This window comes from Psychrobacter pasteurii, from assembly GCF_900162815.1.
Taxonomy (GTDB): Bacteria; Pseudomonadota; Gammaproteobacteria; order Pseudomonadales; family Moraxellaceae; genus Psychrobacter; species Psychrobacter pasteurii.
The window spans coordinates 13,161-30,110 of record NZ_FUGD01000094.1 but is presented as its reverse complement, the minus strand read 5'-3'; the positions used below and the strand labels follow the sequence as shown (position 1 = coordinate 30,110).

Genomic DNA, 16,950 nt, shown 5'->3' with positions numbered 1-16,950 from the left:
TTTGTTCCAATGGCTTAAATTTAACGAGCTCGTTAATCACTACTCCCCTGATGATCTAAAATACTTTGCTGAGGCGGCTAGAAAACTTGTGTAGATACCTATGCCCTGAAGTGGGTGGTTTTACGGCGACCGGTGATAAAGTAAATTCGTTTATAAATTGTTAAGCTGTTGTAGTTAAGTTTTACATTGTCGATAAAATTGAGTAAGGTTGCAGACAACAAAGTGCTGAATCCTGCTTGATATAAGGACTAGAGGCCTCTAAGGGTAGCAATAATTAATTGACCTTTAAATTTAAATTACCTCTTACTTATTTAGCCTGCATTTAATTGTCTGTGCTCAATTAGCAGGATTTACAAAGATTTTAATCAAAAAAACTGAGTGAGATAGTAAGTTAGGCTATAAATTAACATTAATAATCCATCTAACTTACTATCCCGATTCATACTTTAATTGAATCATACATCAGCTTTTACAGCTCAAAACTAAGTGGCTTAGATTTATTAATCACCATCTGAGAATAAGTCTACAAGGATTTTAGAGAACTTAAGGGATTAAAGAGTCGCTACTCCTGTATACCTGCGTCTCCATAATATTGCTCATACCTCTATAACCGACAGCTGACTTAGCTATTTATTGTGCTGTATTGTTGTTTTATCCAACCATTACGCCAGCGTATCCTGCTAGCCAAATGAGGAAGTTATGAAGCCTATATCTGCTTTATCATCACTATATAAATCGACCCTTAAAAGCCCAGCGGCCTTGTCATTCGCCAGTAAAGCAGTGACGGCCTCTTTATTGGGTCTGTCTTTAAGTTCAGCCTATGCGGCGCCCGTCGCTATGCCTACCCATAGCGAAGCCAATAGTGAGTTGGTCAATCGTGGTGCCTATATTGCTAGACAGGCAGACTGTATGGGCTGTCACAAAGAGGACTACTCAGGCGGAGTTGCTGTTGATGCTCCAATGGGTACCATTTATGGCACTAACATTACCCCCTCGGTACGCTATGGTATCGGTAAATATACCGAACAAGATTTCAAAAACGCTTTGACCAAAGGCCGTGCACCAAACCATATGCTTTATCCAGCCATGCCCTACCCAGATTATAAGGGTATGACGGATGAAGACATCTCTGCACTTTTTGCTTATTTTCAGACTGTACCTGCCATTGACGAGCCCCCGGCTTACAAGACTGACTTACCTTTCCCGTTTAATATCCGTGCCTTAATGCTGGGCTGGAACTTAATTAACACCCCGGATTGGAAAGCCCGTGAAGGCTTAGACGAAACTCAAAAGTATGGTCAATATCTGGTAGATAATTTAGCCCACTGTGGCACCTGTCATACCCCGCGTAATGCGACCATGGGTTATGACATGAAAAACTACTTGTCAGGTGCCATGCTAGGCTCATGGCACGCGCCAAACATCACTCCTGATGATGCCAGTGGTATTGGTAGCTGGAGTCAAGAAGAGATTGTTACTTACCTACGCAATGGCGGCGTGCACCAAAAAGCCTTAGCTGCTGGCCCAATGAGCGAAGTGGTCATGAACAGTACTCGCTACTTAAATGACAAAGATTTAAATGCCATCGCAAGCTACCTAAAAGCTGTGCCTGCAGTGACAACAGAAGACACCGTACAGCCAGTAAATGTGGCCGCTTTACCGAAAAAGCATAGCGATGACATTGCCATTAACCTACTGGATCAGATGGATGTCCTAAAAGAGGCCAAAGCCAATGCTTCTTCACCGTCTGAGTCTTTATACCTTGCTGAGTGTGCAAGCTGTCACGGTATCAATGGCTATGGTCAACCTGACGCAGGCTATGCGCCAATTGTTGGCTTAACCAGCTTAAGACGTGACAATCCAGCGCCTGTTATTAATGTAGTGGCCAATGGTATTCATCAAGTGATGAACACCCGCCCGCAAATGCCTGGCTTTAAAGATGACTTAACCAATGAAGAAATGGCAGATATCGTTAACTATGTTCGCACAACCTTTGGTGGTATGCCTGAGAGCAAAGTGACCGCAGACGATGTGGCCAAACAGATAAAGGCAGGACCCCAAGCCCCTTTTCTCGTTAAGAATGCAGGGTGGTTAGCCGCCTTAGGTATTATTGCAGGCTTAATTGTATTGGCCTTATTAATTCGTTGGTTCATTCGCCGTCGTTAAGCAAACACTGTGATTGTAATAAACATAGGTGACTGTCAACAAAGCGCTTTTTTAGCCATATAACAAATTAATGATAGGCAAAGTAAAGCGCCGTTGAACACAGATGACACTAATAAAAAAACTTACTATAAATCGCTTGGTATATCGTGCACCAAGCGAATAAAGTAACAAGGATAAGATGATGATAGATAACCTGAAATCACCGACACGCCGGCAGCTACTGAGTATGATTGGTAAGACCGCCGGTGGCGCGGCTATGTACCAAGCGATGACTACCTTAGGCTTCGCTTCAGAGTCCTCTTTTAATAGTCAGATGGAGCTCACAGGAGCACCAGCTGGATCAAGTATCATCATATTAGGGGCGGGTCTAGCCGGACTAGCTGCTGCTTATGAACTAAGAAAAGCGGGCTATAAAGTTACTGTTTTAGAATATCAAAACCGAGGCGGTGGTCGCAGTCTTCACCTAAAAGGCGGGGACAAATTCACCGAGCTTGGTGGCGGTGTTGTGACCTGTGACTTCGAAGAAGGCAACTACTTCAACCCAGGTCCTTGGCGTATTCCTAGCCATCACTATGCCGTTCTTCATTACTGCAAAAAATTTGGCGTGGCACTAGAGCCTTTCATTCAGACCAACAACCGTGCTTATCTACACCGTACCAATCACTTCGGAGGCGTTCCTCAGCGTCTAGGTGATGTTCAACACGATATTCGTGGTCATGTTTCTGAGTTGCTGTCCAAAGCGGTCAATACTGGTGGCTTGGACAAAGAAGTGACTCGTGAAGACAAAGAGATGCTGCTTGAGAACTTAAAAGGATGGGGTGCACTTAGCAAGGACTACACTTATAAGCGCAGCCATACTACCAGTAAGTATCGTGGTTACTCCGTGTATCCTGGCGGTGGGCTTATGCCAAATGATCAGGCCTCTACCCCTCTACCTTTAGATGACTTATTAAAGTCTGGCGTATGGCAAGATATTTATGCCCAGCACACCACTTATAGCCATAGCCCTACTATGTTCCAGCCTGTAGGCGGTATGGGTAAAATTGGTGATGCCTTCACTCGTGAGTGTCAGGACCTAATTAAGCTTAACGCTAAAGTAACTGAGATTCGTCAAGATGATAGCGGCGTTACCGTCTCTTATGTGGACAGCAATAATGAAGCAGGCCCTACTCAGACTGCCCGTGCTGATTATTGTATCTGTACCATTCCTCTATCCGTATTGACCCAAATTCCGATTAACGTTTCTAAGCCAATGGCAGATGCTATGGCGGCTGTTCCTTATGAGACCTCTTTTAAAGTGGGTCTAGAATTTAAACGCCGCTTCTGGGAAGAAGATGAGTGGATTTATGGTGGCGTAACTTATACCGATATGCCTATCCAGCAAATCTCTTACCCTTCACAAAATATGTTCAAACAAGGTAGCGGCGTACTATTAGGCGGTTATGGCTATGGCCCAACCTCTTATAAGTTCAACACCCTTACTCCAGAAGAGCGTATCGAAGTGGCTCTGGCTTACGGTAAACACATCCATCCTCAGTATCTAAAAGAGTTCCGTTCAGGCACTTCAATGGTATGGCACCGTATGCCTTGGACTCTGGGCTGTTATGGGGTATGGACCAAAGAAACCCGTGATCAGCACTATAAGACATTGTGTAGCATTGATAATCGTATTGTTCTGGCGGGTGAGCACTGCTCACATATTCCTGCATGGCAAGAAGGTTCGATTTTGTCTGGATTGGATTCAGCAAAACGCCTACACCAACATGCACTATCATCGGTGTAATACCTTCGCCCATTAAGTGAGTCCGTATTAAAACGCTCACAGCTTTATTTTAAAAGAGCTTAGTAACCTTAATACGGACACCAAACGATTGTCTGACATGGCATAAAGCATAAAGAGGCTAATATGAAATATTTTAAAGTCCCCTCCTTGACCCCGCTGAGCATGATACTTATTGGGTCAACTTTAGGGCTACTAACTGGGTGCTCATCACAATCCGACGATACGGTAACGTTGGCGCAGACTTCTGACACTTTCACAGGAGCGCCAGCGCAGCAGGAAGTCGATCCTTATGCCAGCCGAAATGGCGGCGCTTGGGGTGGCGTCTATATGACCGAATCGGAGCTTAATGAAACCAACCGACATATCGTCGATATTGATGCTGTACCTGCGTTTGATCAAGACCCAAGTTTAGATAAGTGGAATGAGAAGTTCGGCTACGAGAACGCTTACGTTTCTACCGATGGTAAAAAGCTATATCACGACTCTTGTGCAGGCTGTCATATGCATGAAGGGGAAGGTGCTTATGGTGCAGGATACTATCCACCTCTAGCCGATAACAGTAAAATGCAGTCTAAATACTATATTATTGACATTTTAATCAATGGCTTACGTGGTATGCCTTCGTTTAGACACATGATGAACGATGAGCAGATTGCTGCAGTTACTGAATATGTCGTAAAAGATCTGAACGGCTTTGATGAAGAAGTAACAGCAGAAGATGTGGCGCAGCTACGCCCAACCACGCCTCCTGGTGTAGACCCAGCTTTATAATTTTTGCTAGGTAAATAAACCACTTAGTGAGTTATAAGCTGACTTTTTAACCCGTTATTGACTTCATTTTCTTGCTTTTAACCCAGTTAAGAGCAAGCTTTTTTTATTTAAAAATTAAGGCTAGTTGGGGTTAACTTAACTTTGTAATATAAAAACTTTACAGCAGCCGCTCCTTTTATTTCTATAATTAAAGACAACCAAATCGATAGCACCCTACTTCTTGGACAGGTGAATAAGCCTTAATGGTTTAACTTTTAATAGGCTGAATATTAATGAATAATAGAACTCACAATAGTCTTAAATTAAGTGCTGGCTTAGCTGCGGTCTTTATGATTATGGGCTGTCAGAGTGTATCAGTCACTGATAATACAAAGCCTGTAACTGACTTCAATACGAGTAATACAGAGAAAGTAGTCATTAATAACGACAATACTAATCCACTTCCAAGTGCTACTTCAGCCCCTTTATTACTTTATTATTTTACTCCCACACTTTTGATGCAGCGCATATATCCTGTAGTTACAGGCCGCTATGTGGTGCAAGATAACTGCTTGAGGTTTGAGCAGGTCTATAATAATAAAACCCGTCTTTTAACCCCACTGTTTGACCCTACCTACGAGGTCTCTTTACTACCAGATGAACAAGCGCTTATATTAGATGGTACACGAGTGAAGTTTGGAGAAACCATAAAGACTGGTGGTTCGGTAAAAGAAGAGTATCTGTTTTATCACCTACAGTTTGATAACCCAAAAAGCGGGGTATCTGAATCTGTACGTAACTCTGAAGACCATGCTTGTCTTACAGAGCCAGGTATCTTTATGAGAAGCAAACTTATCGACTCATAAGGATAAACAAAGTTGTGATAGACAAAGTTGGGGTAGTCAAAGGACGTATACATAAGTACGCCTAAATCAATAAAGGAGTTATCCGCCTCTATAGCTGAGTGCCTCACTTAAATGCGACGTTTTAATATCGCCACTACCGGCCAAATCAGCAATGGTGCGAGCCACTCGTAGTAGACGGTGATAACCACGAGCAGATAAATTCAGCTTGATTTGTGCCATAGCCAATAGCTGTTTTTCACCCTCTCCTAGTCTAATGTGCTCATCTAACTCACTGGGACTTAATTCACAGTTGGGCTTACCTTGTCTGGCTTGTTGACTATGATACGCCTCAGTTACTCTTGCTCTTACTGCCTTTGAGCGTTCACCAGGCTGATTGTTTTGAAGGTCACTGATGGGCAAAGCTGGAACACTGACCTTTAAATCTATTCGATCAATTAAAGGTCCAGAGATTTTATCTTGATAACGTTGAATTTGTTCTGGTCGACAATGACAGCGATTAGAGGGGTCACCGTGATAGCCACAAGGACAAGGATTCATCGCTGCCACCAGCTGAAAGTTAGCCGGAAAAGTCGCTTGTTGGTTGGCCCGACTTATAGTGATTTGCTTTGATTCAAGCGGCTGACGCAGCACTTCTAATACTTTACGATCAAATTCTGGCATTTCATCCAAAAATAAAACACCCTTATTGGCCAATGTTATCTCTCCAGGTTTAGGTCGTGACCCACCTCCTACCAAGGCCACAGCTGAAATCGTGTGGTGGATTTCTCGAAAAGGGCGAATCCCATACTGATATTCGGTATTGGCGACTGAATAAGTGCTGGCCACCTCTAGTGCTTCTTCGTCATTGAGGTCGGGTAATATGGTAGGTAACCTAGCAGCCATTAGGGTTTTACCCGATCCAGGTGGACCGGTGAATAGTAAGGAGTGACCCCCTGCTGCCGCTATTTCTAGTGCTCTTCTGGCATGATGTTGCCCCTTAACATCCGCTAGATCCACTTTATAACTGGCATTGACCACTGGTAATTTTGACTTCACTGCCTTTAGTAATCCCTGGTGAGTGTCCGCCGAACTGGTCGCTTTGCTTTGGCTACTGAGCCTACTTTCAACTTGTAGATGCTCACAAACCTCTATCAGGTTATTGGCAGCATACACCTCGATGCCTTTGACTCGGCTTGACTCTACCCCATTGCCTGCAGGCACCATAAGCTTACGGGTTTTATGCTCATTTTCAGAAAGGTTATTCGATTGTTTTTGCAGCTCATTACTATCAGACTTTATCGCTCTGGCCACCGCTAGTCCGCCTGCAATTGAACGCAAGTCACCATTTAACGCCAACTCCCCGATAAACTCATAACCTTCTAGCCACTCAGGCTCTATTTGACCACTGGCTGCCAAAATACCCATGGCAATGGGTAAGTCTAGACGAGCCCCTTCTTTAGGTAGGTCCGCAGGGGCTAGATTAATCGTTAGCCGGCGATTGGGAAACTGAAAATTAGAATTAATTAAAGCTGAGCGAACTCGGTCTTTGCTCTCTCGAACTGCCGCTTCGGGTAAACCGACGATGGTCAATGCCGGAAGCCCTTGTGACAAATGAACTTCTACCATAACTTTTGGGGCATGCAGACCGACTACTGAACGGTTATGTACTTGAGCAAAAGACATTGTCGACCTTAATATAAAATTTAGTTATTAGAATTATTTAAATAATAATAAATTATTTATTAAAAGTTAGCAAAGTTAAGTCGTAATTTATTCCTACATATTAGCCTTTGACGATTAATATCCAATAACCAGCTAAGTTAAGTCATAGGAACAACCCCTAGTTATAGCGACAAAGAAGCCCCATCGACAATATCAAAACAAGCAGAGGATTAGTGCTAAAATCAACACTCCTCTTAAGGTTAAAATAACTCTTTAACCAACGATCTCTTAAGGCCAAAGTTATAAGGAAGGTATAAGTGAATAAACAGGTGGTAATCGCTTTAACTTGCTTAATAGCTGGTGGAGCGTTGTTGGGGGTCTCTACCAACATGGCCAAATATGCAGGCACGGTAGGGCTAACGCCTTTAGCCTTTGTGTTTTGGTCCATTACAGGGGCAGCATTGCTACTACTGGCTCTCGCCGTATTTCGTCGCCAACTGCCGCCTATTACTAAGCCCAGTATTGAATATTATTTAGTGGCGGCTTTGGTCAGTGTGGCCGGCTCAAACCTCATTTTTTTCTCAGCCATTCCTCAAGTCGGGGCCAGCTTTGTGGCTCTGGTAATTACCCTGCCTCCGCTATTAACTTATGTGGGCGCCTTACTGCTTAAAATGGAACGCTTTGACCCCATACGGGCGTTGGGGGTGCTGGCCGCATTGGCCGGAGCTGCTGTGTTAGCTGCCAATAAACTCAATACGCCTAATGCCAGTGCGTTTTGGATTCTAGTCGCCCTTTGTGGGCCCGTATTGTTGGCCATAGGCAATCTGTATCGCACTCTACGTTGGCCTGCTGGCGCTTCACCAAGCGCTTTGGCACCCGGTATGCTGGTAGCTGCGTCACTCCAGCTGGGAGTATTTAGTTTATTACCTAATTTCTCACTGGCTCTCCCCAGTCAGGACCCCTTAGCTCTAACAGTTTCGATAGCCCTCATTGGGTTGCAGGCTTTTATTTTTGCGGCTCAATTCCAGCTGTTATTTGTGCTCCAAAAAGCAGGAGGTCCAGTTTTGCTTAGCTTGCTGGGCTCAACAGCTGCCGTCTTTGCGGTTCCGATTGCCATATTTTTGCAAGGGGAGCCGCCACCAGAAGGACTGGCTTTGGGAGCGTTACTAATTGCGCTGGGAGTGGCTTTTGTCACCTGGGGTGGTCTAAAAAAGCCTCAATAAGCTGCTCACTATACTTCAGAGGTATAGCAAAACCGGACGTTTCAGGATAGCTTTGTATAATTTGTTATAATTGACTCACTATTTAAACTTTACCTCATCGCTTCTATTTATCGGCTCTCCGATAAGGCCAATGTTATGACTAATTCTGCCATTTTTACAGACCAAGCCAATCTTCCTCCCACTACTCAGCGTCCGGATTTCTCTCCTGCAAATCCTTATGCCAAAAAACAGTTTGATGCCGCGACCTCTGAGATGCCGCAGTTAGAATATGATCAGGCTCTAATTCATAAATACAATCGTTCAGGGCCACGCTACACCTCTTACCCAACTGCTCTTGAGTTCAAGCCGATTGAAGCTGGGGCTGAATTAGATATTTTGACCAGCCGTGACCCCAATGCGCCGATATCGCTTTATTTTCATATCCCATTTTGCCGTCACCTTTGCTATTACTGTGCTTGTAATAAAATCATCACCAAAAAGAACAGTGATGCCGGCGACTACCTAGAGTATCTAAAAAATGAAGTCAAACAAAAAAGAGCCCTGCTAGAGCGACCTGATTCTGGGGGTAAACCTTACGTAAAACAGCTGCATTTGGGCGGTGGCACCCCGACTTTTTTCAGTGATGAAGAGCTGACTGAGCTTTGGCAATTTTTACAGACGCAATTTGACTTTGCACCAGCATCATTAGATAAAACTACAGACGAGCACCCAGAGGTGGGCGATTATTCTGTTGAAATTGACCCTCGAGAAATCCGCGACACTACCCTAGGTGTGCTACGCAATTTAGGCTTTAACCGAGTTAGCTTCGGGGTACAAGATTTAGATCATAAAGTTCAAATTGCAGTAAACCGAGTGCAGTCTGAAGAGCTAATCCGCGGTGTGATGCAAGAGACGCGTCGCTTGGGCTTTAAGTCTACCAATATTGACCTAATCTACGGCCTACCGCATCAAACGCCGCAGACTTTTGCGAAGACTGTAGAGACTATTATTGATATCTCACCCGATAGATTATCTATCTTTAACTATGCACATCTACCCGATCGCTTTAAGTCGCAGCGTCAAATTAAAGATGAGGATTTACCGACTCCGGCTGAAAAGCTTGAGATGTTTAGCGACACCATCGCCGCTTTAAATGAGGCGGGATATCAGTACATTGGCATCGACCATTTTGCCAAGCCAGATGACAGCATGGCAGTTGCTCAGCGTGAAGGCATTTTGCATCGTAACTTCCAAGGCTACACCATCTTAGGTGACTGTGATCTATTGGGCTTTGGGGTGTCTTCTATCAGTCAAATTAACAGCACCTTATACGCCAACAGAGGCAACTCCTCTACTCATATTCTACAAAATCACACCGATTTAAAAGAGTATGAAGCCATGGTAGATGCCGGTAAATTACCAGCAGTGCGACACATTAAAACCAACATCAAAGATCGACTGCGTGGCTATATCATCTCAAACTTACTGTGCCATGATTACATCGACTTTAAAGACTTAAATCAAAAGTTTGGTATTGATGCCATTACTTACTTTATCGATGAAATTCAGCAATTAGGCGAGATGCAAAAAGACAGACTGATTGATATGGATGCTGCTGGTATTCGTATTCTCCCTAAAGGTCGTCTGCTTGCTCGCAACGTGGCCATGGTGTTTGATACTTATTTGGCCAGTAAAGAAAAAGGCCGATTCTCCAAGGTTATCTAACTATCTAAGAAGCCATCTAGGTTTAAGCTAAGTTTATCCAAACGGCACCTTAGAGAATAAGCAGACCGCTGAAATAAAAAAACCGACCCTTTTTAGAGGTCGGTTTTTTTTGTTCTCAGTTTTTATGCTGAGCTTTTTTAGTCAGTGATTAAGACATAGCCCTTATTTTAAAGACGCTGCCACGTCTTGTAATAAAGGCGGTACATCCATTACACCGGTGATCACTTCGATAAACACCATCTTATCTTTGGCATCGTGCCCCTGAGACAGTGCGGATCTTAACTCAGCTGGGGTACTAGCTTTTAGAGTTAAACAGTTGTCTTCAGTGGCACCAAAGGCTTTAGGCATAACCTGCCAATCACACATAGGAATGTCGTTATACAGCTCTTCTTCGCCGTGAATGGCGCGCTCTACCGTATAGCCGGCGTTGTTAATCAATAAGATGACCGGGTTAAGCTTTTCACGAATCATGACCGCCAAATCTTGAATGGTCAGTAACGCTGACCCGTCGCCGATAAGTAGCACGCTGCGCTTATGAGGTGACGCGATACCTGCACCCAAACTGGCCGGTAAGGTATAACCGATTGAGCCCCACAGCGGTTGACCATAGAAGGTTACGCCTTCTGGTAAGCGTACTTCACTCATACCAAAGTAGGCAGTCCCCTGCTCAGCAAATACCAAGTTATTGCCATCTAAACAGTCAGCCACAATGTGCCATAAATCTTTTTGAAGTAGCGCCTCATCATCACCACCTTGCTGCTGATGCACGTCCACCGGTGCGATAAGCGGTTTGGCCACCACCTCGATACCTGATGTTAATACCTCGTGTAAGGCTTGCAGAGCATCCTTCATAGCGATAGGTGCAAAAATCTTATCCCCTACTGTGGCACGCTCTTGATGAATATCCACTGCTTTTGAGCTATCAATGTTTTGAGTAAAGCCAGAGGTGGTGGTATCGGTATAATTAACCCCAAGCTTAATCAGACACTCCGCATTTTCGACCGCATCTTTTACGGTTGGCTGTGAAGGCTCACCAACATAAACCCCCGCCCAACGTTCACTGTGCTCATCAAGTAAAGTTTTGCCCCAAGATAAAGTAGCAAAAGGGATTTGGGTATCGGCTATCAGTGCTTTTAACTGGTTTTGCAGCCCCAAGCGATGCACCATCAAGTCGGCAATTAACGTGGTGGCCTTGCCTTCGATATAACTACTTAACTCTTTTTTGAAGTCCGCTAAGGCGTCTTGACTGGTGATGTCTTCTTCACTGTCTTTGAGCTGGGTGGTAGGACGATAAATAGGCAGTTTAGCCACATCAGGTGAGAGCAGCAGGTAGCCGGGGCGCTGCTTTTTTAGCACCATACGGATGACTCTATCAATCTCAGAGGCGGCGTTTTCGGCAGTGATCTCCGCTCTAGCCACACTCACCGGCTCAACCATTTTAATAAAGTGGTTAAATACCCCATCACCTAAGCTGTGGTGCAGACGACGCTTGCCATCTCTAAGCTGAGTATTGGGCGCGCCCACGATGTGTAGCACAGGTGCATACTCAGCATACGAACCCGCAGTGGCATTAATAGCAGACAGCTCACCCACCCCAAAGGTGGTCACCATAGCCGCAAATCGGCGTTCACGGGCATATCCATCAGCAGCATAGCCCGCATTTAGCTCATTGGTATTACCGACCCAGCGTAGCTTATCGGAAGCAATAATATTATCTAAAAAAGATAGGTTGTAATCGCCTGGCACTCCAAATATTTCGCTGGCGCCCGCTTCAGCTACTCGGTCAAACAGATAATCCGCTATGGTATATATTGGCTGTGACATAACTTACTCTCTTATTTTATTTTGAATATAGTTTTAATAGATAGGGGTTTTAATCTGATTTTAATCAGGATTTCTTATGTAGCACGACTTATGACTTGCGTCTTAATTCCCTTTATTGCCATGCCTTTTCTATAGTTGCTTTCTTAGCAACCTAGCTATTCTATCAGCTAAATATTCTATTAGGTAATGACCGTCCAAAAAATAAGTAATGTGTTATGTCACGTCCCAGTTGTGTTAAAAAACCTTGATCTAGAGGGTTAGAAACTGAGGCTTACAGACCAGCTCAGAGCTTTAAAATTTTAAACATTAGGGACAACCACATACAGTCTGTTGCCATCAACTACCGTCTTGTCTGCATCCAGATACTTATGCTCAACTCCTTTGTCTGAGTCATTCATCGCAAAGTCATCATCATTTAACAGCCCGATACTACCATCTTGACGCAACCAGATACCCTCAAGCTTGTCGTGTGGATAGTCGATAGTGGCCAACACATCTACCGCTAAAGTTTTCTCGACCGGATGAATGCCCAACTTAGCCAGTAGCTGCCAATTTTTCTCATCCTCGGCAATGAGCTGCTCAAGCGTGACACCATTAATTAGCAGCCCCAACTGCTCATCTTGAGTTAGCGTTGCAGACAGATCAGCATTTTCAGCGTTTTCAATAACACTCTCAAAATCATTAATATTAGTGGCCTTGGCTAAGTCTATTTTGTAAATCAGCTTTTTGGCTGAAGGCTGCTGCCAAGGAAACTCACGGTCATGCTCAGCCACATAAAATTGCTGCTCACTAATGGCGGCCAGTGCTGAGTTGACGTGGTTTACTGCCTCTAGTCGACATAGGTATTGGGCAATCTTACCAGTCACCAGATTCACGGTAACCAGTCGAGCTAGAGTCGACTTTCTACCTTGCTTATCTGGATTGTCCATGGAAGATTCCATAAGTCCGACTAAAGTAGTTTGGTCTGGGGTAATGGTTAATGATTCCATACCGCGGTTGGTACGACGTTTGGCAAATTCTGCCGGTAATAATAAAGTTTTGCCCTCTACTGTCACCGTATTACGGGTATCGGTACTAAACGGGTTTATCCGCTCAATCTCTACCCCTTGTGCATCGTAATGCACTAAGTGTGGCCCATACTCATCACTTATCCAAAAGGTGCCGTCATCTAAAGCAGCCAGTCCTTCTGGGTCTAAGCCATTAAGATCAGTTTTAACTGGATTGGTCTCAGGATCATAAGGCTTACTGGGATCTTCCGTCATCGGCTCGCCATTGACATCATACGGAATTTCATTGGTGCCCCCAAAAGCCTTTGGGTTGGGCAAGCCACTAATTGGCTGTCCTGTATTATCCTTTAAGACAATCTCTTTAACTTTAGTCACTTGCCCATCGGCTTCTACCTGAAACAAGCCAATTTTTGGACTGTAATTGGGGACCAAAAACTGCTTTCCTTCTCCCAAGCTGCCTTTAAAATCTGAGTTAGGTCCTCGGTCGGTTAAGGCATAGAATTGATTAGGATTACTGGGGTGAGCGGCAGCGTCAGAGCCAAAACCACCACCACGAATTTGTAACTTACTCTCAGGGTAAGCAGCATTTTGATATTGCTCATTTAAGACTTCATAAGGCAGAGCAGCACCTTGAGTAACAGGATTTAAACGGGTGGATAAAGACTCAGCTTTGTCTTTATTTTCCCTATTATTATCAATACGATTTTGCATCTTAATTCCTAATTTTCTTTTAAATATTTAATAAATCTATTTATATAATGACTCTATTGTGGCCCGAACCCCAGCATAAAAAAATAGCCCCTTAGTAACAAACCTTATGAATAAGGCGCTCTAAAGGGCTATAAGTAACCAGAAGGTTAAATGAGTAAAGTTTTGCTAGGTCATGACACAAGTTTAATACGTGTCAAAGCTAAGAGAGTCCCTATTAAGACTTAATTTTACTGCCCATCAACCCCTTTACGGTGCCTAAAATATCTGCAGGCAACACCACAGTCTTGGCATTATCCGACTCTGCCAGCTCCTGCATCGCTTTAATATACTGCTCGCCTAGCAAGTAAACCACAGGCATCTCTTCTTCTCCCATAGCTTGAGTAATTAGACGGATAGATTCTTCAGAACCTTTTGCTAAGACCACTTGAGCCTCAGCATCACGGCGAGAAGCCTCTAAACGACCGTCTGCTTCTAAGATAGCCGCCTGTTTTTGACCATCAGCACGAGTTACTGTCGCACGGCGTTGACGTTCAGCAGCAGCTTGTTCTTCCATGGCAGTTTGCATGGTGTCTGAGGGGTTAATATCTTGAATTTCAACAGTTTTTAGAGTGATACCCCAGTCTGCAATATCTTCTGAGATCGCATGTTTAAGTAACGCTTTAATCTGATCACGACTAGATAAAGCACTGTCTAAGTCCATCTCACCGATAATAGAGCGTAGTGAGGTTTGCACTAAATTACGAATACCATGCTCATAGTCTTCGATACCGTAGACTGCTTTTTCAGGCTGTACAATACTGATGTAGGCCACAGCGTTAGCGATGATGACCACGTTATCGCGGGTAATCACCTCTTGTGAGGGAATATCCAGTACGATGTCTTTGGTAGTAAGCTTATAAGCGACATCGTCCACATAGGGAATAATCAGGTTTAAACCCGGCTCTAAGGTTTGATGATATTTACCTAGGCGCTGCACAATCCATTTGTAACCTTGAGGTACAATTCTGACCCCTTTAAAGACTGTGAATACCACCAGCGCTACTATTACTAGCATTACTAAGCTAAAACTTCCCATATTTCTACTCCCTGTTATCACCACCCCTACTTTATCTTCCAATACTGATGGGGCAATTTATTTAAAATTTTTGTTTATAGTATCAATTTTTATCAATTATCTATGATTAATGTGGGCCATAGTCTGCGCAGGCACAACAATTAGCTCATTGCCAATGACATCGACGACAACCACTCTTTGTCCCACCTCTAACTCTTCGCCGCGAGTACGACATTTCCACTCAGTAGCTCCAACAATAGGCACGCTAAAGCGTACTGTACCCACTCTATCGGCGGTAGGCTCAACCGTTATCATACCCTTTTCACCGATAATAACACTGCCACCCAGCCCCGCTTTGGTGCGATCAACTGACAACGGTTTTACAAACTTAAACCAGATGGCCATCATCATTAGCGATAAGATTAACCATAAAATTATCTGGAACGCTTGTGGTAATGGCATTAACCAGCTTAGTAAGGCCACTATAACGGCTGCAATACCAAACCATAAAGTGGCAAAGGTGGTCAAAAACATCTCTGAAATAATCAGAATCCCTCCGAGTACTAGCCAATGCCATGGCTCAAATACAAACATAACTTCTTCCTTAATAATGTTTTTATTGTTATTTATCTTAGCACTTTTAAGCAATGCACGTAGAGCTATAACCTGTGCCAAGTCAGGTATATACCTTTTATACGCACAAAAAAACGACCGCCGAAGCGGTCGTTTTCTTAGGATTGTCTTAGTTACACTAAGACTTTAACTTGGGTTCAATTAGAACTTAAAGTTAGCGCCTAAAGTGATACCATTAGCGTCTTTCTTGTCATTACCAACTTTAACTTCTGGGTACCAGTCATAAGCCAGCTCTACTGCAGCGTTAGGAGCAAGGTTATAACCTAGACCTAGACCACCTGCTACTGAAGTTTTAGATTCGCTACCGTTACGGCCTAAAACATTTTTTCTTTCGAAATCAACTTTGTTCTTAGCCACACCTAAACGACCTTTGGCATACATTTGTGAGCCTGGGAACGTGTAGTCATAAGTACCATATAGACCATATACGTCAGCACTATACTCAGCGTTGTTGTCATAATCTTCATCACTAGTGGTCATGTATTCAGCTTCCATACCGAAGTTTGGAGTGAATTTAGCACCACCATAAATACCGTATGAAGTAGCTTCGTCAGCTGCACTATCAAGATCATATTGACCGATCTTAGCACCAACGTATGGCTGTGCAGCGTTATATACAGCAGCTTGTGCGCCAACAGTCATTAGTGAACCAGCAGCTAAAGCTAATAGAGTTTTTTGTAAAGTTTTCATTATTTTTCTCCTATTGAAATAAGTAAGATGAAAGGAAAGTTTGGTTAAGAAGCTTTCAAACCCTCCCTTGCTATCCATGTATTAATAGTAACAAAATATTTCAAGTCGTATGTAGTCATATCATAGGCGAGTTGTTACTTTTTGCAATATTATATTTCTAATAGAAACAAAGAGTTAGAAGAGATATTAAAACTCACTAGAAATCACTTTTACTGCAAAATTAATAGCCAATTGACACCTATTTATAGATAAGTGCACTAAAAAACGATCGCCAAAGCGATCGTTTTTATAATAATTATTAGACTATTATCTTTAACTTCTATCTAATAAAGTTAATTAGAACTTAAAGTTGGCACCTAAGGTAATACCTGAAGCATCTAAGTCGCCTTTGCCAGCTACGTTGTCTACTTTTGGATACCAGTCATAGGCCAGCTCTACTGCTGCATTAGGAGCTACGTTATAACCTAGACCTAAGCCACCAGCGATACCTGTATCAGACTTACTACCACTACCATCAACGTCTACTTTGTTCTTAGCCACACCTAAGCGACCTTTAGCATACATATCTGAGCCTGGGAAGGTATAGTCATAAGTACCATATAGACCATATACGTCCGCAGAATACTCTCTAGCTGAATCAAAATCTTCATCACTAGTGGTCATGTACTCAGCTTCAACACCAATGTTTGGCGTGAACTTAGCACCACCGTAGATACCGTAAGACATGGCTTCATCATCTGCTTTATCAAGATCATATTGACCGATTTTGGCGCCGATGTATGGCTGTGCTGTCATACCATAGTTAACTGCAGCTTGTGCACCTACAGTCATCATTGAACCAGCGGCTAAAGCAAGAAGAGTCTTTTGTAATAGTTTCATTGTTATTCTCCTATTTATT

At 43.4% G+C, this 16,950-nt stretch carries 13 protein-coding genes; 6 read left to right on the top strand and 7 right to left on the bottom strand.

From position 1 onward, the window contains the following. Positions 1-699 precede the first annotated feature (699 nt). The 4 genes from A1232T_RS08750 (at position 700) to A1232T_RS08735 (ending at position 5,565) form a co-directional block, all read left to right on the top strand. Positions 700-2,166, top strand: coding sequence for a cytochrome c (locus A1232T_RS08750; protein WP_077449065.1), 1,467 nt, complete (start codon positions 700-702; stop codon positions 2,164-2,166). A gap of 181 nt (positions 2,167-2,347) precedes the next feature. Continuing rightward, positions 2,348-3,949: a flavin monoamine oxidase family protein gene (locus A1232T_RS08745; protein WP_077449064.1), complete on the top strand. Its 1,602-nt coding sequence runs from the start codon at positions 2,348-2,350 to the stop codon at positions 3,947-3,949. A gap of 123 nt (positions 3,950-4,072) precedes the next feature. Next, entirely contained in the window at positions 4,073-4,720 is a 648-nt protein-coding gene (locus tag A1232T_RS08740) for a cytochrome c (RefSeq protein WP_077449063.1), read from the top strand. A gap of 272 nt (positions 4,721-4,992) precedes the next feature. After that, positions 4,993-5,565, top strand: coding sequence for a hypothetical protein (locus A1232T_RS08735; protein ID WP_077449062.1), 573 nt, complete (start codon positions 4,993-4,995; stop codon positions 5,563-5,565). A 78-nt stretch (positions 5,566-5,643) separates the two neighbouring features. Here the strand turns inward: A1232T_RS08735 and A1232T_RS08730 are convergent, their stop codons facing one another. Continuing rightward, the gene (locus A1232T_RS08730) at positions 5,644-7,227 is read right to left on the bottom strand and encodes a YifB family Mg chelatase-like AAA ATPase (RefSeq protein ID WP_077449061.1); all 1,584 of its coding nucleotides are present in this window, start codon (positions 7,225-7,227) and stop codon (positions 5,644-5,646) included. A 296-nt stretch (positions 7,228-7,523) separates the two neighbouring features. Between A1232T_RS08730 and A1232T_RS08725 the strand changes: the two genes are divergently transcribed. Together A1232T_RS08725 and hemN are read left to right on the top strand one after the other, a co-directional pair. Continuing rightward, the gene (locus A1232T_RS08725; protein ID WP_077449060.1) at positions 7,524-8,429 is read left to right on the top strand and encodes a DMT family transporter; all 906 of its coding nucleotides are present in this window, start codon (positions 7,524-7,526) and stop codon (positions 8,427-8,429) included. A gap of 135 nt (positions 8,430-8,564) precedes the next feature. After that, the gene (gene hemN / locus A1232T_RS08720) at positions 8,565-10,133 is read left to right on the top strand and encodes an oxygen-independent coproporphyrinogen III oxidase (protein WP_077449059.1); all 1,569 of its coding nucleotides are present in this window, start codon (positions 8,565-8,567) and stop codon (positions 10,131-10,133) included. Between the two features lie 162 nt (positions 10,134-10,295). Here the strand turns inward: hemN and A1232T_RS08715 are convergent, their stop codons facing one another. The 6 genes from A1232T_RS08715 to A1232T_RS08690 all read right to left on the bottom strand — a co-directional run bounded on the left by A1232T_RS08715 (position 10,296) and on the right by A1232T_RS08690 (position 16,931). Then, on the bottom strand, positions 10,296-11,957 hold the full coding sequence (locus A1232T_RS08715) for an alpha-keto acid decarboxylase family protein (RefSeq protein ID WP_077449058.1): 1,662 nt from the start codon (positions 11,955-11,957) through the stop codon (positions 10,296-10,298). Between the two features lie 299 nt (positions 11,958-12,256). Continuing rightward, the gene (locus tag A1232T_RS08710; protein WP_077449057.1) at positions 12,257-13,675 is read right to left on the bottom strand and encodes an esterase-like activity of phytase family protein; all 1,419 of its coding nucleotides are present in this window, start codon (positions 13,673-13,675) and stop codon (positions 12,257-12,259) included. A gap of 214 nt (positions 13,676-13,889) precedes the next feature. Beyond that, complete coding sequence (locus A1232T_RS08705; protein WP_077449056.1) at positions 13,890-14,750, bottom strand: SPFH domain-containing protein; 861 nt, start codon at positions 14,748-14,750, stop codon at positions 13,890-13,892. Between the two features lie 96 nt (positions 14,751-14,846). Further along, the gene (locus A1232T_RS08700; protein ID WP_077449055.1) at positions 14,847-15,323 is read right to left on the bottom strand and encodes an NfeD family protein; all 477 of its coding nucleotides are present in this window, start codon (positions 15,321-15,323) and stop codon (positions 14,847-14,849) included. A 180-nt stretch (positions 15,324-15,503) separates the two neighbouring features. Then, entirely contained in the window at positions 15,504-16,052 is a 549-nt protein-coding gene (locus A1232T_RS08695) for a porin family protein (protein WP_077449054.1), read from the bottom strand. Positions 16,053-16,388: 336 nt separating this feature from the next. Further along, positions 16,389-16,931, bottom strand: a complete 543-nt coding sequence (locus A1232T_RS08690; protein WP_077449053.1) for a porin family protein — start codon at positions 16,929-16,931, stop codon at positions 16,389-16,391. Positions 16,932-16,950: the final 19 nt, after the last annotated feature.

What these genes read in the sequence shown, in the direction of transcription:
- A1232T_RS08750 (WP_077449065.1), top strand. Translation starts at nt 700, where the DNA reads ATGAAGCCTATATCTGCTTTATCATCACTATATAAATCGACCCTTAAA.
- A1232T_RS08695 (WP_077449054.1), bottom strand. Translation starts at nt 16,052, where the DNA reads ATGAAAACTTTACAAAAAACTCTATTAGCTTTAGCTGCTGGTTCACTA.
- A1232T_RS08745 (WP_077449064.1), top strand. Translation starts at nt 2,348, where the DNA reads ATGATAGATAACCTGAAATCACCGACACGCCGGCAGCTACTGAGTATG.
- hemN (WP_077449059.1), top strand. Translation starts at nt 8,565, where the DNA reads ATGACTAATTCTGCCATTTTTACAGACCAAGCCAATCTTCCTCCCACT.
- A1232T_RS08710 (WP_077449057.1), bottom strand. Translation starts at nt 13,675, where the DNA reads ATGCAAAATCGTATTGATAATAATAGGGAAAATAAAGACAAAGCTGAG.
- A1232T_RS08735 (WP_077449062.1), top strand. Translation starts at nt 4,993, where the DNA reads ATGAATAATAGAACTCACAATAGTCTTAAATTAAGTGCTGGCTTAGCT.
- A1232T_RS08690 (WP_077449053.1), bottom strand. Translation starts at nt 16,931, where the DNA reads ATGAAACTATTACAAAAGACTCTTCTTGCTTTAGCCGCTGGTTCAATG.
- A1232T_RS08700 (WP_077449055.1), bottom strand. Translation starts at nt 15,323, where the DNA reads ATGTTTGTATTTGAGCCATGGCATTGGCTAGTACTCGGAGGGATTCTG.
- A1232T_RS08730 (WP_077449061.1), bottom strand. Translation starts at nt 7,227, where the DNA reads ATGTCTTTTGCTCAAGTACATAACCGTTCAGTAGTCGGTCTGCATGCC.
- A1232T_RS08705 (WP_077449056.1), bottom strand. Translation starts at nt 14,750, where the DNA reads ATGGGAAGTTTTAGCTTAGTAATGCTAGTAATAGTAGCGCTGGTGGTA.
- A1232T_RS08740 (WP_077449063.1), top strand. Translation starts at nt 4,073, where the DNA reads ATGAAATATTTTAAAGTCCCCTCCTTGACCCCGCTGAGCATGATACTT.
- A1232T_RS08715 (WP_077449058.1), bottom strand. Translation starts at nt 11,957, where the DNA reads ATGTCACAGCCAATATATACCATAGCGGATTATCTGTTTGACCGAGTA.